At 33.7% G+C, this 20,273-nt stretch carries 20 protein-coding genes; 14 read left to right on the top strand and 6 right to left on the bottom strand.

All coding sequences use genetic code 11. The annotated features are described in order from the left end of the window. The first annotated feature begins 125 nt into the window (after positions 1 to 125). The 9 genes from rbsU (at position 126) to AC3WQX_RS07960 (ending at position 8,839) form a co-directional block, all read left to right on the top strand. The gene (rbsU, locus tag AC3WQX_RS08000; protein WP_030058784.1) at positions 126 to 1,007 is read left to right on the top strand and encodes a ribose/proton symporter RbsU; all 882 of its coding nucleotides are present in this window, start codon (positions 126 to 128) and stop codon (positions 1,005 to 1,007) included. 21 nt (positions 1,008 to 1,028) lie between these two features. Next, entirely contained in the window at positions 1,029 to 1,433 is a 405-nt protein-coding gene (gene rbsD, locus AC3WQX_RS07995) for a D-ribose pyranase (protein WP_030058786.1), read from the top strand. Between the two features lie 48 nt (positions 1,434 to 1,481). Continuing rightward, positions 1,482 to 2,405 carry a ribokinase gene (gene rbsK / locus AC3WQX_RS07990; RefSeq protein WP_049427879.1) on the top strand — a complete coding sequence of 308 codons (924 nt, stop codon included), beginning with the start codon at positions 1,482 to 1,484 and terminating at the stop codon, positions 2,403 to 2,405. A gap of 218 nt (positions 2,406 to 2,623) precedes the next feature. Then, positions 2,624 to 4,111: a xylulokinase gene (xylB, locus tag AC3WQX_RS07985; RefSeq protein WP_023351129.1), complete on the top strand. Its 1,488-nt coding sequence runs from the start codon at positions 2,624 to 2,626 to the stop codon at positions 4,109 to 4,111. A 275-nt stretch (positions 4,112 to 4,386) separates the two neighbouring features. Then, positions 4,387 to 5,184: a hypothetical protein gene (locus AC3WQX_RS07980; protein ID WP_030058789.1), complete on the top strand. Its 798-nt coding sequence runs from the start codon at positions 4,387 to 4,389 to the stop codon at positions 5,182 to 5,184. 534 nt (positions 5,185 to 5,718) lie between these two features. After that, entirely contained in the window at positions 5,719 to 6,762 is a 1,044-nt protein-coding gene (locus tag AC3WQX_RS07975) for a PTS sugar transporter subunit IIC (protein WP_002432706.1), read from the top strand. Positions 6,763 to 6,764: 2 nt separating this feature from the next. After that, positions 6,765 to 7,445: an L-serine ammonia-lyase, iron-sulfur-dependent subunit beta gene (gene sdaAB / locus AC3WQX_RS07970; RefSeq protein WP_002432599.1), complete on the top strand. Its 681-nt coding sequence runs from the start codon at positions 6,765 to 6,767 to the stop codon at positions 7,443 to 7,445. Between the two features lie 13 nt (positions 7,446 to 7,458). Next, positions 7,459 to 8,358 (top strand): L-serine ammonia-lyase, iron-sulfur-dependent, subunit alpha, encoded by a 900-nt coding sequence (gene sdaAA / locus AC3WQX_RS07965; protein WP_002432338.1) that lies wholly within the window; start codon positions 7,459 to 7,461, stop codon positions 8,356 to 8,358. A gap of 304 nt (positions 8,359 to 8,662) precedes the next feature. Beyond that, entirely contained in the window at positions 8,663 to 8,839 is a 177-nt protein-coding gene (locus AC3WQX_RS07960; RefSeq protein ID WP_016898584.1) for a hypothetical protein, read from the top strand. A 41-nt stretch (positions 8,840 to 8,880) separates the two neighbouring features. Here the strand turns inward: AC3WQX_RS07960 and AC3WQX_RS07955 are convergent, their stop codons facing one another. Then, positions 8,881 to 9,372 carry a GNAT family N-acetyltransferase gene (locus AC3WQX_RS07955; RefSeq protein ID WP_030058792.1) on the bottom strand — a complete coding sequence of 164 codons (492 nt, stop codon included), beginning with the start codon at positions 9,370 to 9,372 and terminating at the stop codon, positions 8,881 to 8,883. Positions 9,373 to 9,566: 194 nt separating this feature from the next. Here AC3WQX_RS07955 and srtA point away from each other — a divergent pair, with 194 nt between their 5' ends. Then, the gene (gene srtA / locus AC3WQX_RS07950) at positions 9,567 to 10,178 is read left to right on the top strand and encodes a class A sortase SrtA (protein ID WP_002432701.1); all 612 of its coding nucleotides are present in this window, start codon (positions 9,567 to 9,569) and stop codon (positions 10,176 to 10,178) included. A gap of 227 nt (positions 10,179 to 10,405) precedes the next feature. After that, positions 10,406 to 11,209: a Cof-type HAD-IIB family hydrolase gene (locus AC3WQX_RS07945; RefSeq protein ID WP_049427884.1), complete on the top strand. Its 804-nt coding sequence runs from the start codon at positions 10,406 to 10,408 to the stop codon at positions 11,207 to 11,209. A 58-nt stretch (positions 11,210 to 11,267) separates the two neighbouring features. Here AC3WQX_RS07945 and AC3WQX_RS07940 read toward each other — a convergent pair whose 3' ends face one another. Then, complete coding sequence (locus AC3WQX_RS07940; RefSeq protein WP_492740033.1) at positions 11,268 to 12,260, bottom strand: D-lactate dehydrogenase; 993 nt, start codon at positions 12,258 to 12,260, stop codon at positions 11,268 to 11,270. A gap of 299 nt (positions 12,261 to 12,559) precedes the next feature. Between AC3WQX_RS07940 and AC3WQX_RS07935 the strand changes: the two genes are divergently transcribed. Continuing rightward, a complete protein-coding gene (locus tag AC3WQX_RS07935) occupies positions 12,560 to 13,219 on the top strand; it encodes an NAD(P)H-dependent oxidoreductase (protein WP_030058798.1) in 660 nt (219 codons plus the stop codon). Between the two features lie 279 nt (positions 13,220 to 13,498). Next, positions 13,499 to 14,992, top strand: a complete 1,494-nt coding sequence (locus tag AC3WQX_RS07930) for an aldehyde dehydrogenase family protein (RefSeq protein WP_193626830.1) — start codon at positions 13,499 to 13,501, stop codon at positions 14,990 to 14,992. A gap of 40 nt (positions 14,993 to 15,032) precedes the next feature. Here the strand turns inward: AC3WQX_RS07930 and AC3WQX_RS07925 are convergent, their stop codons facing one another. After that, a complete protein-coding gene (locus AC3WQX_RS07925) occupies positions 15,033 to 15,842 on the bottom strand; it encodes a VOC family protein (protein ID WP_030058802.1) in 810 nt (269 codons plus the stop codon). Positions 15,843 to 15,993: 151 nt separating this feature from the next. Continuing rightward, positions 15,994 to 16,275: a GNAT family N-acetyltransferase gene (locus AC3WQX_RS07920; RefSeq protein WP_002432606.1), complete on the bottom strand. Its 282-nt coding sequence runs from the start codon at positions 16,273 to 16,275 to the stop codon at positions 15,994 to 15,996. Positions 16,276 to 16,429: 154 nt separating this feature from the next. Here AC3WQX_RS07920 and AC3WQX_RS07915 point away from each other — a divergent pair, with 154 nt between their 5' ends. Beyond that, the gene (locus AC3WQX_RS07915) at positions 16,430 to 17,383 is read left to right on the top strand and encodes a metal ABC transporter solute-binding protein, Zn/Mn family (RefSeq protein ID WP_030058804.1); all 954 of its coding nucleotides are present in this window, start codon (positions 16,430 to 16,432) and stop codon (positions 17,381 to 17,383) included. 55 nt (positions 17,384 to 17,438) lie between these two features. Here AC3WQX_RS07915 and aldA read toward each other — a convergent pair whose 3' ends face one another. Next, positions 17,439 to 18,863, bottom strand: a complete 1,425-nt coding sequence (aldA, locus tag AC3WQX_RS07910) for an aldehyde dehydrogenase (RefSeq protein WP_023351138.1) — start codon at positions 18,861 to 18,863, stop codon at positions 17,439 to 17,441. Between the two features lie 158 nt (positions 18,864 to 19,021). Further along, a complete protein-coding gene (locus AC3WQX_RS07905) occupies positions 19,022 to 20,071 on the bottom strand; it encodes a YkvI family membrane protein (protein WP_047796702.1) in 1,050 nt (349 codons plus the stop codon). Positions 20,072 to 20,273: the final 202 nt, after the last annotated feature.

Below are 20,273 nucleotides of genomic sequence, written 5' to 3'. Positions count from 1 at the left end.
GTAAAAAAATTTATGCATATCCGACAGTTTTATGACATTGGGTGTAAGCGTATACAGGTAAATTCATAAATAGTATGATGATTGAGTAAAAGTTTTACATATTATTTAAGACTTCGAGGTGGCTTATGGATATTATAGCTTTATTAATAGGATTAGGACCGTTATTAGGTTGGGGATTGTTCCCAACGATTGCATCTAAATTTGGTGGACGACCTGTGAACCAAATCTTTGGTGCAACAGTCGGGACATTAATCTTTGCAATTATATTAGCCGTGGTAAAAGGTATTGGAATACCCGGAGGTATGGCACTCATATTTTCAATTATTTCAGGTGCCGGATGGGCATTTGGTCAAATTATTACATTTAAAGCGTTTGGGTTAGTAGGATCATCTAGAGCTATGCCTATTACAACAGCTTTTCAATTATTAGGTGCTTCGTTATGGGGCGTATTCGCTTTAGGTAACTGGCCTGGTATAGCAAACAAAATGATTGGATTCGTAGCACTCATAGTAATTTTAGTTGGCGCACGCATGACAGTTTGGTCAGAGAAAAGTGAACAAGAGTATAGTCAAAATCTTAGAAAAGCAGTGGTTTTATTACTTATTGGTGAAATTGGATATTGGGTTTATTCAGCTGCACCACAAGCTACAGATATAGGTGGATTAAAAGCATTTTTACCACATGCTATTGGTATGGTAATTGTAGCAGTCATCTATGCTCTAATGAATATGAACAAAGGGAATGCCTTTAAAGAAGCAGTCAGTTGGAAACAAATTATTTCTGGTTTCTTCTTCGCCTTTGCCGCGTTAACATATTTAATTTCAGCCCAACCCAATATGAATGGACTAGCTACTGGTTTCGTTCTTTCCCAAACTTCAGTCGTTTTAGCAACTTTAACAGGTATTTTCTTTTTAAATCAGAAGAAAACACCAAAAGAATTAATGATTACTATTGTCGGATTGGTTTTAATTCTTATTGCTGCTTCCGTAACTGTATTTATTAAATAACTTAGTGAGGGATTGATATTTATGAAAAAGACAGCAGTATTAAATAGTCATGTTTCACAAGCTATCTCAACTTTAGGACATTATGATTTAATTACCATCAACGACGCAGGAATGCCTATACCTAATGATGAAAGACGTATTGATTTAGCAGTAACTAAAGGCTTACCAAGTTTTATAGATGTACTTGAAAATGTTTTAACAGAAGTGGAGATTCAAAAAATTTACTTAGCAGAAGAGATAAAAACAAATAATTCAACTCAGCTTAAAGCAATTAAACACTTAATCGAGGAACATGTAGAGATTGAATTTATTTCTCATAGTAAAATGAAAGAGATGCTTCAATCACCACATAATAAAGGGAACATTAGAACAGGAGAGACCACACCATTCTCTAATATCGTATTAGAATCTAATGTCACTTTTTGATAGAAAGCACGATTGAAGAATTATATATCTAAAAAGGGGGCTATTTCAATGAGTAGAAACAAGGTAGTTATAGTAGGTTCAACCAATGTTGATAAATTTATTAACGTGACGCGTTTTCCTAAACCAGGAGAGACATTACACATTGATCAAGCGCAACGAGAATTTGGTGGAGGAAAGGGTGCTAATCAAGCGATTGCAGCTGGTCGTCTAGAAGCTGAAACAACTTTTGTTACTAAAGTAGGTAAAGAAGGGAATGCCGATTTTATCATTGAAGATTTCAAAGAGGCGTCTATTAATACGGAATATATTTTAACCGCTGATAATGAAGAAACAGGACAAGCTTTCATAACAGTATCAGAAGACGGTCAGAATACAATTTTAGTATATGGTGGAGCAAATATGACTTTAAGTGCTAAAGATGTCATGGCAGCAGAACAACCAATTACTGAAGCGGACTTTGTTGTGGCACAATTAGAAATACCAATTGAAGCTATAGAACAAGCCTTTAAAATTGCTAAAGCAAATGGTGTAACAACTGTACTCAATCCTGCCCCTGCGATTGATTTACCTAAATCTTTATTAGCATTAACAGATATTATTATTCCTAATGAAACTGAAGCTGAACTACTATCAGGTATCTCTATCACTAATCAAGATAACATGAAAGAAACCGTAGAATATTTCTTCAAATTAGGAATTTCAACAATACTTATTACGCTTGGGGAACAAGGTACATATTATGCCACTGAGAATGAATCCAACATTGTTCCAGCTTATAAAGTAGAAGCTATTGATACTACTGCTGCAGGTGATACATTTATTGGAGCTTTTGTGAGCCAATTAAACAAAGATTTGAGTAATTTGGAACAAGCTATCCAATTCGCTAATCAAGCATCATCTTTAACTGTTCAACGACAAGGAGCTCAAGCAGCTATTCCTACTAGAGATGAAGTAATCAATGTCTATAAATAATTAGCTGGTCTTATAAGTGAAAGGTATTTCATTACGTATTCATAATTAAAAAAATGCTCTAAGAAGTTGTGTTAAAACAATCATCTTAGAGCTATTATTTTTTCTAAAATACTATTAACTCCAAACTTTAAGTTTTCATATAGTATGTAAGCATATATGATATAAATATACAGAGATAACTTAATACATATTTGACATAAACGAAGGGTGATCAAAAGATGGAAGAAGTTGTTTTAGGTATTGATTTAGGAACGAGCGCAATTAAAATTATCGCAGTCAATCGCCAAGGCGAAGTATTGGAGACTGTAAGTGAACCATTGAAATTATTTCAAGAGCAACCTGGATATAGTGAACAAGACCCTAATGAATGGTTTCAAGCTACTAAGCGTGGCGTTAAGCGCATTATCTCTTCAAATGCTTTAAAGAATAAAGCTGTGAAAGGTCTTTCGTTCTCAGGACAGATGCACGGTCTAGTCGTCTTAAATAAAGAAGGACAGCCCTTACGCAATGCAATACTCTGGAATGATACTAGAAATTCGGAACAGTGTCGTCAAATTAAAGAAGTGTATGGTGAGAGACTCAACTATAACCCAATATTAGAAGGATTTACATTACCTAAAATGTTATGGGTTCAACAACATGAGCCTGAAATTTGGGAACAAGTGAATGTATTTATGTTACCTAAAGATTATTTACGATATTGTTTAACGAATCAAATTAATATGGAATACAGTGATGCGGCTAGCACATTATTATTAAATCCTAAAACAAATTTGTGGACAAAAGATGTGGGCTCAATTTTCAATATCCCTGATATTTATCCATCATTAGTCAATTCACATGAATGTGTTGGGTACGTTAGCGAATTACTGGCAGATGAACTAGGTTTAAAGCATCAGGTTGCTGTATTTGCCGGAGGTGGGGATAATGCCTGTGGAGCTATAGGAGCTGGCGTGATTAATGATAAAGAGGCATTATGTAGTATAGGAACATCTGGCGTTGTATTAAATGTTGAACATAATCATGTTACAGAGTATGATCAGAATTTACATTTCTTCAATCACAGTATTCCTAATACGTATTATGCGATGGGAGTTACATTAGCTGCAGGTTATAGTTTGAATTGGTTGAAGACCACATTCTTTGAAAATGACTCCTTCGCCCAAATTTTAGATTCTGCTGAAAGTGCCAAACTAGGAGCAAATGGCTTATTATTTGCTCCTTACTTAGCTGGTGAACGCACGCCACATGGGGATGCCTACATTAGAGGTAGTTTTATTGGTATTAGTGGACAACACAAAAAAGCAGATTTTGCACGTGCAGTTATAGAAGGTATTACTTATTCTTTATATGATTCAATCAAAATAATGCGAGAAGCAGGACACGAAATCAATTCAATTACCTCAATTGGTGGAGGGGCTAAAAGTAAGTTCTGGCTTCAACTTCAAGCAGATGTTTTTAATATGAAAGTGAAAAAATTAAAACATGAAGAAGGTCCAAGTATGGGAGCAGCTATGCTTGCAGCATACGGACTAGGTTGGTTTGAAAGTGTAGCTGATTGTGTTGAGACATTTATTAAAGTTGAAGAAGTTTTTAAACCTAATGCCGAAAATCATAAACGATACGAACAATTCCATAATGTTTATCAACGAGTCTATAAGCAAACGAAAGAACTAACAAAGGAACTGCTAGCGATTACAAAGTAAAGTACCAACTCTCGGACAATTCTTGTGCGAGAGTTTTTTTATCTTGATAACTCTAAATGCAAAACCTAGACTTTATATAGAAATTTATTGAAAAAAGTGAATTATTGAAAAGATGGGAAACAATAATTGATTTTTAGTTTGAGCGACAAAAAAGAAAAATTATTTTCAAGGAAATGAATATTGACATTACACTAAATAGAACGTTTAATAAAATTATATTTTAACAATTAATATATGAGCACAATTAAAAAATAAGACACCGAGAGGATGATAATATGTTAATTTTGAAACAAGAATTGTGTGAGTTTCTAAGCCGTATGTCGCCACGAACGTTTGCGTATATGAATGAACTCGACTATCCTAATTTATTACTTGAACTTGAACACCAAGATATTACACTACCCACTACATACCAACTTCAAAGGTCAATTCAATTCCCTCAATATCAACCACCTTCGCATCAAGTAAATAATCAGTTTATCAATCTAAGAGATGAAGCTGAAAGTGATATTAATGATGAAAAGTTACGTTTTTTACAATTCTATCCTGTCAACCAGCACAGTGAAATGTTGAGTGCATACTCTAGAATGACCCAATTAAAAATCAAAACAACTGTTAAACCACTTAAATTATCATTCCCATTAGATCCAGATACATTAACTGATAAACTCAACCTTCCACCTGCTCATGAAAATCGCGACATTCCTTTACTCCTATATATGCTTCAAAAACTACTTTCAGAACTCAAAAAATGCAATTTAAAATTCTCTATTCAAGATAATATTATAGAAATCATCTATCCCAGTCATATTGTTAAAGTCTTCATTAATTTATATAAAAACAATCAAAGCATCTATCCTCTACAAATATTTGTTAGTGCTTACTGTAGATACGCACCATTTATTGAGCAAATGGAATCAATATCTATGTCTACATCTAAAGAAGTGTTAACAAATGTAGACAAACTTTTCTTACTTATACTTGAATTACCAGAAAGACTTACAAGACAAGAATTTTCATTGAGTCAAAAGAATTATGACTTAGCCGAAAAATTATTTTTCATTAAAGGGTAACTTTTACTTATTGAAAAGATATAGAGGTAGAAGTCCGCCTAATTAATTAAAATGATATAGGTAAGAGTAGAAAATGATAAAATTCACCCGTGAATCTGAAAATAGGTTTAAGGGTAAAAATACAATTTTAAATTAAACATTCATATTTAAGGGCTGGTTGCACTAGAAATTTGCAATAAGCCCTTAAAAATTGTGAGCAATTTGTTACATTTTGAGATAATAAGCGTTAGAATATATAAGTCGCCTAAATGATATGTACTAGTTATCTGTACATCATATGAAGACGATTTTGAGGTAAGGGTAAATTAATGTTTATGATAGCGTTTACATTCGTCAGGGTTAGGTGTAAAATGTTTCGAATAAAATCAAATAACAAAATAATTTCTCTTTTGTACTTTTTGCAACAATAAAAATATAACTTAGTGAATTATTTCACAATATCTACTAATTTATTTGTTGTAAATTATTGAAATCGCTTTCTTAAGGGTGTACGATAGCTATGGCCTAAAAAAACAGAAAGAAGGTTATGGGGAAATGAATATAATCTTAGGAGTAGGGACACTAGTAATTGTACTTATCATCATGACGCTGTTCTTAAACTTTGCGCCATATGGTAAACAAGGTTTACAAGCTTTATCAGGGGCAGCTTGTGCCACATACTTACCACAAGCATTCTTAAGTTATGCTATCGGTGGCGTGTTCCACATTAAATTTTTTCAAGAAATTGGTGACTTAGCAGGGAGTTTAAGCGGAATTGCAGTTGGTATTTTAACATGTTTAAACTTGGGTGTATCTCCAGTTTTTGCTGTTATCGTTGGTTTAGTTTTACATGATTCAAAATTATTGCCAGCATTTATAGCAGCATATATTATTGCTTTTGGGATTAAATTGATAGAGAAAAAAGTTCCAGAAGGACTAGATTTAATTGTTGTAATTTTATTGGCTCCAGCAATTACATTTGGTTTAGCAAATTTAATTTCACCAGGGGTTATCGCTGTACTTAAACAAATTGGTTCAGCTATCTCATCTGTAGGTAATGATAATCCTTATGCTTTAGCAGTTATATTAGGACTAGTTATACCTGTAACAGGCATGACGCCTTTAAGTTCAATGGTCTTAACAAGCTTATTAGGGCTTACAGGTATACCAATGGCAATCGGTGCATTAACATGTACTGGTGCTTCATTCGTTAACGCAGTACTATTCAGTAGACTGCATATTGGTAAGAAAACCAATGCGTTCGCAGTATTTATCGAACCATTGACACAAATAGATTTAATTGCAAAATATCCACTACAACTTTATGGTACGAATGCCATCATCGGTGTTGTAAATGCTTGTATCGTTACATTCAGTGGACTAGTAATCAATGTAAAAGGTATGGCTACACCGATCGCAGGTGCGATTGTATTATTTGGATTTAATAATGCAGTGACTTCTATCATAACTATCATCACAGTGGGTATAGTAAGTGTAGTACTAGCATTCGTTATGAGTTCAATTATCAAGAAGTTTAACTTAATGAATATTAGTTTCAAATTACCAGGGAAAAAGAATCGAGTTAAGGAGAGTGTTTAATAATGGCTAAAAGCTATGATTACCAAAGTGCTTTTGACATTATTGGACCAGTTATGATGGGACCATCAAGTTCTCATACTGCTGGTGCAGTTAAAATAGGTAACTCAGCACGTGCTGTTTTAGGAGACATGCCTAAAACTTTAGAGATTCATTATTATGAATCTTTTGCTAAGACGCACCAAGGACATGGTACAGACGTAGCTGTAGTTGGTGGTGCTATGGGCTATAGCACCTTCGATAGCCGAATTAAATCAGCATTAGATATAGCTAAGGATGAAAATATTGATGTTGATATCATCGAAGAAGATGGAGAAAGTATCGGTCAACATCCTAACTGTGCTTATATTAAGGCGAACTCTGAAAGTGGACGTCACATTGAAGTCATTGGTATTTCAATTGGTGGCGGTACAATTAAACTTAAAGGCATTAACGTCAATGGCTTAGAAGTTGAAATTAACAATGGACTTCCAATGTTAGAAATAGACGGCGAAATGGATAAAGCTCAGGTGAATCACTTAATCAACGACATGACAGATATGGAAATTGATTTTGGTGATGAAACTGTCAAGACGAGCGACAATAATGGTCTAGTTGTATTACCTTTAAATAAAGCAATCTCAGAATCAACATTAAACAAAATTAGAGAAAAATACAGTGACTTAAACGTTTCCTATATCAATTAGAGGGGGATTATAAATGTTTGATTCAATTAGAGAGACAATAGATTATTCTGTTGAACATGACATTTCCTTCGCTGATATCTTGATCAACGAAGAAATGGAAAGAGAAGGTATATCACGCGACGAAGTACGTGAACGCATGAAACAAAATCTTGAAGTGATGCGTGATGCAGTAGAAAAAGGTACTACTGGAGACGGTGTAGAAAGTGTTACAGGTTATACAGGCCATGATGCGGCAAAACTTCGTGATTACAACGAAAACAATCATGCTTTATCAGGGAAAGAAATGATTGAAGCCGTTAAAGGTGCAGTTGCAACAAACGAAGTGAATGCAGCAATGGGTATCATCTGTGCTACACCTACAGCTGGTTCCTCGGGAACTATACCCGGAGTTCTTTTCAAATTAGAGAAAACGCATGATTTAACTGAAGATCAAATGATAGATTTCCTATTTACTTCAGCATTATTTGGACGTGTAGTTGCAAACAACGCAAGTGTTGCTGGTGCTACAGGCGGTTGCCAAGCAGAAGTTGGTTCTGCGTCAGCAATGGCTGCGGCAGCTTCTGTAGCTATCTTTAACGGTACGCCAGAGCAATCTGGTCATGCGATGGCACTTGCGATAAGTAACTTATTAGGTTTAGTTTGTGATCCTGTAGCAGGACTCGTTGAAATTCCTTGTGTAATGAGAAATGCTATTGGTTCAGGTAACGCATTAATTTCAGCAGACCTTGCATTAGCTGGCGTTGAAAGTCGTATTCCAGTTGATGAAGTTATCGGTGCGATGGACAGAGTTGGTCGTAATTTACCTGCATCTCTTCGTGAAACAGGTTTAGGTGGTCTAGCTGGTACACCAACTGGTGAAGAAATTAAACGTAAAATTTTCGGTGAAGCTGAAAATATGGTAAATAATAAATAACTTATAAATATAATGATTAAGCACTTTAGTTTTGTGTATAGCAAGACTAAAGTGCTTTTTTCTAAGGTTATAAAGATTAACTGTTTTAGTAAGTACATAGTTGAATGATTAAAAAGGATTACAATAGACTATGGTCTATTGCATTAAGAACACCGTCGAAATTAGAATTCGCATATTAGATGAACACAATAGTCAAGAAACTATTATGTAAGAAGCACTAAAGAATTATTACCATCATAAGTGCTTCTTTAGTATTGCAAAATGTGGGTCCCCAATCTAAAATAGCTTAAAAGGGGTTGATGCAATGCTAAGATTATTCCTTATCTTTCTAGCATTCATCATTAACACAACGATAACTTATTTATGGACTACAGAGGGGACATGGGTCAACTTATTATTTAAATCATTATCATTAAGTATGATTCTCGTTTTTATGTTCTACTATATTCGTTTTGTTATTGAAAATAAAAACAAAGAATGAAATTTAACCAAAGACATTCCTTAGTTAAATTTCATTCTTTTTTATTGATGTAAATCAAGCTGATAAAATGCTAAATCGAGCCATCTTTCAAATTTATATCCTACATTTTTAATTGTTCCAGCGTGAGTGAAATTAAATTTTTTATGTAGCTCAATACTTCCTACATTAGAAGCATCTATCCCCGCTACAATTGTTCGATAATTTTTGGCCTTTGCGTCTTGAATGAGTATTTCTAATAACTTTGAAGCTATACCTTGACCACGATAGTCGGGATCAACATAAATCGAATGTTCAATAGAATAAAGATAGGCTGGCCAATCTCTAAAAGAGCCATATGTTGCATAACCTATAACATGATGGTCTTTAACATATACCCATATAGGTTCTTCGGCTATTGATTTTGTTTCAAACCACTGTAGTCGTTCTTCTAATTCCTTGGGATCATATGTATATACTGCAGTAGTATTAATTATGGCGTCATTATAAATTTTAAGAATATCTGGCAGGTCTTCTTTTCTAGCATGTCTAATCATTTGGCACCCCTCTTTTTACATTCCATTAAATACCTTTATTTCTAATAAATCAATTATTTGTTAAGTAATTTCACATGCGATATTTATAAAAGATTTTATAAGCTCCTTTTATATTAGTGTTGTCGTGTCAAAATAATGCTATACTTATCTCAAACTACGATAAATCTTTAAAAACATTTAAAGGAGTTACAGTAATGAAAAAATGGACGAGTCGATTAACGACGTTCATTGGTGTCTTATTAATATTATTAGCAATATATTTATTTGCAAAGCCACATATTGATAATTATCTTCATGAAAAAGATAACGACAATAAGATTGAGAAATATGACAACGATGAAAAAAAGGATACCTCGACGAAACAAAAGACACCTACAATTCCAAAGGATAAATCCAAAATGGCTGGTTATATTGAAGTACCAGATGCTGAAATTAAGGAGCCGGTTTATCCAGGACCTGCGACACTAGAGCAACTTAATAGAGGTGTGAGTTTCGCTGAAGGTGATGAATCATTAGATCAACAAAATATTTCTATCGCTGGTCACACATTTACTGACCGTCCGCACTATCAATTTACTAACCTAAAAGCAGCTAAAAAAGGAAGTAAAGTATATTTTAAAGTAGGTAATCAAACACGTAAGTATAAAATGACAAAAATTCATGACGTTAATCCATCAGATGTTGAAGTTTTAGATGAACAAAAAGGTAAAAAAAATCAATTAACGTTGATTACTTGTGATGATTATAATGAGAAAACAGGTGTCTGGGAGAAACGAAAAATATTCATCGCAACACAAGTGAATTAAGAACAATCAGGTAGGAGTATATACAAGATACTTCTACCTTTTACTATAGTAATAAATCATAAAGTTTAATAGACATTTAACAAACATTCACATGAGTTAAGTATTTTTAAGTGATGAAATCAATTTCTAAATGTGAATATAGTTTCATAGACTTATCTTTAACTTCATTCCATTCACACACACAGATATAATGAGATTAAAGTTGGTCAATTAAAGGGGATATTAAAATGATACGCGCAATTGCAGTAGATATGGATGGCACTTTTTTAGATTCAAATAAGCAATTTGATGAGGCACGGTTTGAAACAATTTTTAAAAAATTAAAGAAGCATAACATACAATTTATAGCTGCAAGTGGAAATCAATATGCGAAATTGAAGTCTATCTTTGGCGTTAGAGATATGTTCTTTATTTCTGAAAATGGGGCAGTCATATATAATGGGAATAAGTTGTACAACTACCGAAGTTTCAATAGACAAGATTTTCAAGACGTTGTTGATTATTTAAGCAGTGACCACAAGATGGATGAACTCATCATATGTGGTGTGAAAAGTGCGTATATTTTAAAAAGTACCCAAGCAACTTTTAAAGAGGACGCGCATTTTTATTATCATCAATTAGAAGAAATTGATTCACTTCAACATTTACCTGAAGACGATTATGTTAAAATTGCTTTCAATATCAATCGAGATACTCATCCTCACTTGGATGATGAGTTAGAGAGAGCTTTTAAAGATACAATTAAGCTAGTCTCAAGTGGGCACGATAGTATAGATGTCATTATGCCTAATATGACAAAGGGTCAAGCATTAAGACGATTACTTACTGAATGGGGGATGTCGTCTACTGAATTAATGGCATTTGGAGATGCTAATAATGATAAAGATATGCTAGAACTCGCACAATTTAGTTATGTTATGGAAAATAGTAACGACGCATCATTATTTGAATTAGCGAGTGGTGTAGCACCATCTAATGATAAACAAGGTGTATTAACTACTATTGAAGAAGTAGTTCTAAGTAACATATGAGCATAAATAAAGGTGAGAAGAAGTGGATATACCAACTTTTCTCACCCTTTTAAATATATTAGTTTAGACGTGTTTCACAAGTTCCAGTTTGAATAACTGATAACGCTGCATTTAAGCCGCCTTCAACTAAGTTTTGTACTGCTTCATCTGAGAAGAAAGCAATGTGAGGTGTGACTAAAATCTTTTCGTGTCTAATAAGCTCTAAAAGCGTTTGATCTTCGATTGTTTTGTTAGTCCAATCAAATGTAAAGTAGTCGGCTTCATTTTCATAAGTATCGATTGCAGCACCATATAATGTGCCATCGTTAACTGCATCAATAAGTTCAGGTGTGTTAATAACAGCCCCACGAGCAGCGTTAACTAAAATAGCACCTTTCTTAACTTTCGCAAACATTTCTTTATCAAATAAGTGGAAGCTTTCTTTGTTTGCAGGTACGTGTAATGAAATGATGTCTGCATCTTTAATAGCTTCTTCAACAGAATCCTTATACTCTAAGAAGTCTAAAGAATGATTAGGATAAGCATCGTAACCAACAACCTTTGCGCCAAATCCTGCGTAAATTTTAGCAGTGGCAGCTCCAATACGTCCTGTACCAATGATAGCGACTGTCATATTCTTAACTGGACGTGACATAATCGGTGCCGCCCAAGTAAAGTTGTGATCTTGTACGCGTCTTTCGATTGCAGGGAATCTACGTACAAGTTGTAATGCGATAGAAACAGAATATTCTGCGATAGTCTCAGGTGAATAACTAGGAATGTTAGAAATAACAATACCATGTTTTTTAGCAAGATCTAAATCGTACATATCGAATCCCGCAGTACGTTGAGCGATTTGTTTGATGCCGTATGCTTCGAGTTTAGGGTAAACTTCAACTTCTAATTTACCGAATTGCATGGTAGTTACACCATCATAATCCTTAAGTTGGTCGACAGTATCTTTACTTAAAAGTTCAGTAGAAGTAGTTACTTCAATGTTATTCTTTTTACCCCAGTTTAATGCCATTTCTTTCTCATATTCGCGTGTACCGAAAAACATAATTCTTGTCATTAAAAAATAACCCCATTTCTAAAATATAAAAAATCGTACTAAATAATAAGTTATAAGAATAAAAATAAATAAGTAAGACTAAAACTTACAAGCTCATTATATTGTGAAAGTTTTCACAAATCAAGTGCGAAATGACCTTTGGAAAAGAAAAATGTGAAAAATCTCTCATTTTAAAAATAAACATCCTCTTTTTTTATGAAATTCATTTACTTTTATCGTGTACAAAAGTCATTTATACTTTTGATGTAATGAAAATTGATATTGTTAACAATGTATTTTAGGAAGGATGAAACACTGGTATGAGTAATATGAATCAAACAATCATTGATGCGTTTAAATTTAGACACGCTACAAAACAATTTGATCCGTCTAAAAAAGTGAGTGATGAAGATTTTGAAACAATTTTAGAGGCAGGGAGATTATCTCCGAGTTCTCTAGGTTTGGAACCGTGGCATTTTGTTGTAGTCCAAAGTGAAACATTAAGAGATAAACTTAAACCATACAGTTGGGGTGCTCAGAAGCAGTTAGATACAGCGAGTCACTTTGTATTGATATTTGCACGTAAAAATGTAACTTCTCAATCTGAATACGTCCAAAACTTAATTCGTGGTGTTAAACAGTACGAAGAAAGCACAATTCCAGCAGTTAATGAAAAGTTTGATAATTTCCAAACCAATTTCCACATTAATGATAATGAACGTACATTGTATGATTGGGCTAGCAAACAAACTTATATTGCATTAGGTAATATGATGACGACTGCAGCACTCTTAGGCGTTGATTCATGCCCAATGGAAGGATTTGACTTAGATAAAGTGACTGAGATATTAGCTGATGAAGGTATCCTAGATACTGAACATTTCGGTATTTCAGTAATGGTTGGTTTCGGTTATAGAGCTGAAGAACCTGCTCATGGTAAAGTTCGTCAAAACAAAGATGACGTTATTAGCTGGGTATAATAATTTAAAATATTCAAGAACAGATTCTATAATTTTAGATTGTAGAGTCTGTTTTTTTGAAAATTTTTAAATTTTTCAGAAGTGAATAAGTCTTTATATATGCGGGTAATTCAAGACTAGGACTTCTTTTTGAGTATGCTCATAAACACATTGTTTTGAATCATATAGAAAAGAAGGTAAAATAAAAACTACAAAAGTAAACGTTTACATTTTTAAATATATTTAAGTTAAGCAAGGTAGTTTCAACAATTCAAATATCACTATAAAGGATGGGTTAAAATGGCAAATATTAACGTAAGAGATTATATCGACGAAAGTTATGGCTTATTTATCAATAACGAATTCCAATCAAGTGGTAGTGGAGAAACATTAACAGTAACTAACCCAGCTAATGGCGAAGACTTAGCTAAAGTTGCAAGAGCTGGCAAAGAAGATGTCGATAAAGCAGTGCAAGCTGCACATGATGCTTTTGATAGCTGGAGTAAAATTTCAAAAGCTGAACGCGCTGATTACTTATTAGAAATTAGTCGTCGCATTCATGAAAAGGCTGAACATTTAGCTACAGTTGAATCATTACAAAATGGTAAACCATATCGTGAAACTTCTACAATTGATGTACCTCAAGCAGCAAATCAGTTTAAATATTTCGCAAGTGTTTTAACTACTGATGAAGGTACAGTCAATGAAATTGACGAAAACACTATGAGTTTAGTTGTCAATGAACCTGTAGGTGTTGTAGGTGCAGTGGTTGCATGGAACTTCCCAATTTTATTAGCTTCATGGAAATTAGGACCAGCATTAGCTGCAGGTAACACAGTGGTTATTCAACCATCTTCTTCAACGCCTTTATCATTAATTGAACTTGCTAAAATTTTCCAAGAAGTTTTACCTAAAGGTGTAGTGAACGTTTTAACTGGTAAAGGTTCTGAATCAGGTGACGCTATCTTTAACCATGAAGGTGTAGATAAGTTATCATTCACTGGTTCAACAGATGTAGGTTACGGCGTAGCAAAAGCAGGAGCTGAACGCATTGTACCTACAACATTAGAACTTGGTGGTAAGAGTGCCAACATCATCTTTGATGACGCGAATTTAGAACAAGTTGTTGAAGGCGTTCAGTTAGGAATTCTATTTAACCAAGGTGAGGTTTGTAGTGCAGGTTCAAGATTGCTAATACAATCTTCAATTTATGACGAATTATTACCTAAACTAAAAGAAGCTTTTGAAAATATCACAGTTGGTGATCCATTTGATGAAAATGTAAAAATGAGTGCGCAAACTGGTCCAGATCAATTAGAAAAAATTCAAGGTTACGTAAAAATTGCAGAAGATGATGATAAAGCTAATATCTTAACTGGTGGTCATCGTATTACAGACAATGGATTAGATAAAGGTTATTATTTCGAGCCGACTATTATTGAGTTAAAAGATAATAAACACAAATTAGCTCAAGAGGAAATCTTTGGTCCAGTTTTAGTAGTTGAAAAATTTGATGATGAACAACAAGCGATTGATATCGCGAATGACTCAGAATATGGTTTAGCTGGTGGTATTTTCACAACTAATATCAACCGTGCATTAAATGTTTCTAAAGCAATGAGAACTGGTCGTATTTGGATTAATACGTATAACCAAATTCCAGCAGGCGCACCATTCGGCGGCTATAAGAAATCTGGTATTGGTCGTGAAGTTTATAAAGACGCAATTAAAAACTATCAACAAGTTAAAAATATCTTTATTGATACAAGTAACCAACCAAATGGTATGTATTAATATAAATAAAAAATTAAAAGAGGGCGAAAGCCCTCTTTTTTTATGTGTTTAACACTAAATTTTTATCACCATGAATCTTAATGTCAAAGCCTTCTGGTGATGTTAAATGTTTAATCTCTGCATTAGGTTGATATATATCTACATGAGTTAATCCATATGATAGTTGATTATGTGTTCTTGCTATATTTGACTGCCAAGTATTCACCGCAATGTGGTGATGATATTTCTGCGTGGACATGAAGAGTGCTTGGGGGAAATTAGAAATTTGTTCTAACCCTAGATCATCAATATAAAATGCGCGTGCTTGTCCTAGATCATGTGTTTTAAGATGTAAATGCCCAATTATCCCATCTTCTGGCCAACCTTGCCATCCTTCTTTAGAACGTTGAGCAATTAAATCATTGGCATCAACTTGTAGTGTATCCATTTTGACAAATCCATCACTCCATTGCCATCCTTCATCAGGACGGTCTTGATAGACCTCAATGCCGTTACCTTCTGGATCATTAAAATATAAAGCCTCACTTACAAGATGATCGCCACCACCAACCGCGATATTGAGTTGGCTAGTATGATAAAGGAAGTTTGCTAAGTCAACACGCGAAGGGAGAAGGTAGGCGATATGGAATAATCCAGCTTCTCTAAATCCAGGTTGACGACCATCAATCAATCTATTCAAAGTTAATGTATGTCCATGTTTACCGATATAAAAAATGGTTTGTTGCTCAGTTTGTTTATTGATTGTAAAACCTAAAACATTAGAGTAAAAGTCAGTCATTGTATTTAAATCTTTAACGTTCAGAGTGATATTTGTAACTTGCGTTGCTTCTGATGAGTGAAAGGTATGCAAAGTGTAGTCCTCCTCAGATGAAAAAGTCATCTTCATTTAATATTTATACTAAGTATAATAAATATACTACTAGGAGGTGAAAAGAGCAAGTTTGAATCAAAAAAATTCCAAGAAGAATAATATCTCCTTGGAATGATTAAATATCAATGTATTAGCCTAAATATACATCTTGCGCGTGGTCGTCTTTTTCTAAAACATCTTTAGCAAATGGGCAAGAAGCAATGATTTTTAAATTATTATTACGCGCATATTCAACAACGCTATTCACTAATTTTTTCCCTAAACCTTGACCACCTAGTTCATCAGATACACCAGTATGGTCAATATCGATTTCATTGTTATCTACTTCTTTGAAAGTAATTACTGCTTGTGGATTATTCTCATCTTCTCCCACATAAAATTTATGATCGCCTTGTTTAATTTCTTCAGCCATTAACGTTCACTCCTTTAAAATGTTTATACATATATTTATCACTCTTTTTAAATTCTAAAACATGATTAATTTTTTAAAGGCTTAGCTATTGCTTTTTTAGAAGGTTATAGATATAGTGATAAACGAAATAATTACGCTTTGTGGAGGGCTCATTTTGAAAAGAAAGGCAATTATCTTTATTACGTTATCATTAATTTTAATATTAAGTGGATGTAGTAAGAGTATAAATTCTAGCAAAAAAGACAATGTCAATAGTCACAACAAAATGAAAATATATACAACCGTCTTTGCATTTCAAAGTTTTATAGAACAAATTGGCGGTAAATACGTAGATGTAGAATCTATTTATCCTCCAGGTGCTGATTTACATTCTTATGAGCCTACGCAAAAAGATATGATTAATATTGCGAAAAGTGATTTATTCATCTACTCTAGCGATGGCTTAGACCCAGTTTCAGCTAAAATAACTCAATCAATGGAAAATAAAAATATGAAATTAGCCCTTGCAAGCGATTTAAATCAAAAAGAATTAATCCATTCCGATGATCACGATGAAGATGAAGGTCATAATCATGCTGAAACTGAAAACGACCCACATGTTTGGCTAGACCCAGTATTAGATCGCATTTTCGCTGAGAAAATCAAAGATAAGCTTATTCAAAAAGATCCTAAACATAAGTCATACTATGAAAAAAACTATAAAAAGTTAGATAAAGATGTCGCAAATATCGATAAAAAGATGCAAAAAATCACTAAAAGCCCTAAACGTGAAAAAATTATTATTTCTCACGATTCTCTAGGCTATCTTACTCATCGTTATCATTTTAAACAAGAAGGCGTTAATGGAATGAATGATGAAGAACCAAGTCAGAAGAAGATATTGAGTATCGTGAAGAACATCAAAAATTCCAAGTCTCCTTATGTATTATATGAACAAAATATTACTTCTAAAATTACAGATGTGATAAAAAAAGAAACAGATACCCAACCTTTAAGTTTCCATAATTTAGCAGTACTTACTAAAAAAGAAAAAGACAATCAGTCAATCACTTATCAATCACTAATGAAAAAAGATATTGAATCGTTAGACAAAGCTTTAAATCAATAATTAAAAACCCTTTTAGAATGACATGTTCACTCTAAAAGGGTCTTTTCATATACTACTAATATCTTAAATAACTTACTGTAGTGTTATAGTACTCTTCAAAGCCGTGAATACCATCAGCGCCTCCTAAACCAGATTCGCGCCATCCTGCGTGATAACCGTTCACTACTTCTTCTGCTTCACAATTGGCGTAAACTTCACCAAATTTTAAACGTTCTGAAGCGGTCATTACTTCTTTAAAGTTTTCAGAGAAAATATATGAAGATAAACCAGCATTTGTATCATTAGCGTCATCAATCACTTGATCGAAGTCGTTATACGTTGTAACCGCTAGGACTGGTCCGAATATTTCTTCTTTAAATACACTATCTTCAGGATTTACATGATCTAATACAGTTGGTTCGTAGAAGAAACCATCACGTTGTAATTTTTGTCCGCCCAATACTAATTTGGCACCGTTTGTCACTGCAGTTTCGACTTTTTCATGAATACTATTGAGTTGAGTTTGGTTAATAATAGCTCCGTAATCTGAATTCTCATCGAGTGGGTCTCCTACAGTTAATTGACTCATTTTGTTAGAAACCTTTTCAATAAATTCGTCATGAACATCTTCGTGAACAAAGATACGTTCAGGGCATGTGCACACTTGACCAGCGTTATTAATACGAGCTGTGACAATATAGTCTACAGCTTTGTCGATATCCGCATGAGGTGTAACGATAACAGGTGCGTTACCACCTAACTCAAGGTTTACCTTCTTAACTGTTTGTGCTGCATGTTCATATACTGATTTACCAGCACGCATACTACCTGTAAGTGAGATGAGTTGAATATCTTCATGCGTTGCAAGTTGTGTTCCAACCGTTTCGCCAGTGCCTGGAACAATTTGAATTAATCCAGCTGGTATTGTTGAAGCACGGAATAGTTCAGCTAATTTTAATGTTAAAAGTGTCGTTTCTTCACTTGGTTTAATAACGACTGAGCATCCCGTAACAACAGCGGGAATAACTTTTCGCATTAAAACCATAATAGGGGCATTCCAAGGGACGATGCCCGCTGTGACACCAATAGGTTTCTTCGTAATTTGGATAATTTCGTTTTCTACGCTATTTTGAAGTACTTCGCCCTTATTACTCATACTTAAACTAGTCATATAATCAATAAATGCGATAGACTTATCAATTTCACCATAAGCTTCAGCTAACGTTTTTCCTTGCTCTTTCACATATAATTGTGCTATTTCATCGCGATTTTGTTCTAATAATGGAATGAGTAATTTTACATGTTCGGCACGTGTAGGTTGAGGAACGCGTTCCCATTCACGTTGAGCATGTTTAGATTTTTCAATTGCGTTATTGACTTCTTCTTTAGTCGCAAATGTAATTGTATCGAATTTTTCCCCTGTAGCAGGATTAATCACATCCATCGTTTCATTCGATTGACTCTCGATAAATTCATTATTAATAAATAGTTGATTTGTCATTTAAGACACCTCCACAATTTATATTCCCGAAATTTTTTATCCTAATTTTGAAAATGAAAAACATATGGAGAGTAATAATCTTTGAGAAATGTGAAAGGGAAGTAAGATACATTCAACAAAAAAGCCAGACGAGCATTAACAGCTCGCCTGACTCATATTTAGTGTCTAAGAAAACCTTTATATATGACAGGGATAAGCAAAATAAAACCAAATAGTCCCATAATTGGGAATACCTTACCAATCAGTGAGATAAATCCAATAAATGTACAAATGAAAGTAATGATAGCCATCATAATAATTAAACTAAAATAACGTTTTGTAAAGGGTTGGCTAAAACGTGTAGCAAATGCATACATTAGACCTACAACAGTATTATATATTACTAACACCATGATCACAGACATAATTGTGCCGATAGAAGGTGAAATCTGTTTTGCTAAGAGTAGCGATGGTAATGCCACATGTTTTATTTTATCGAACTCAGTAATTAATCCTAGATTAATCATTAGCAATAGGAAAGTAATGATGAGACCACCAATTAAGCCACCATAAACAGTCGATTTCTGAAACTTCAACTTACCACCCATAACTGTTAGAAAACTGAAAGCAGCTGCAATTTGTAGACTGGCGTAGTTGATTGCATCGAACCACCAACCTGGAGAAATTGATTTATTGTTATTAGAATATTGATTCGCGGCAGTAAAATCAATGTGACCAGTAACAAAATAATACACAGCAATCATTACTACTACAGCGACTAGGAAAGGTGTAACCCCACCAAGTACAGCAATTAATCGATCAAACTGTAAAAACAACGTGAGTAATATTAGCACTACTAAGATTAAAGAACTTAGCCAAAAAGGTATGCCAAAGCTCTCGTTAATTGTTGATGCACCACCTGCCGTCATAATAATAGCAAGTGAAAATAAAAATATAGTCAGTATGATATCGAAAACTTTTGCAATCAAAGGATGTAAATAGAAATTGATTGATTCAGAATGATTTTGAGATTTAAGACGGAAGCCAGTGTTTAAAACAAATATTCCACCTAAAGTAACGATAAGACCAGTAATGATAATTCCAGCGATACTATAGATACCATTACTTGTGAAAAATTGAAATATTTCCTGACCTGTCGCAAATCCAGCGCCAACGACCACGCCAACGAAAGCGAAGGCAACGATGATGGATTCTTTAACAGTATTCATTTAACATGCATATCCCTTCAAATTTATATATTTTAAAGATGTTGTATGTATTCATTTATTTTAAAAAATTGAAAAATCACATCTATCTATTGTAGATGATATAGACGAAAAAATAAACAGTAAAGTTCATCACATATGTACTATTGTATAAATGTGACGTACGATAATTTGACTTTAGTGTATAATTAATATGTATCATAAA

Source organism: Staphylococcus sp. FW104-15G4D (genome assembly GCF_058790135.1).
Note: the sequence above shows the minus strand (reverse complement) of the source record. Positions and strands in the feature narration are given on the sequence as shown.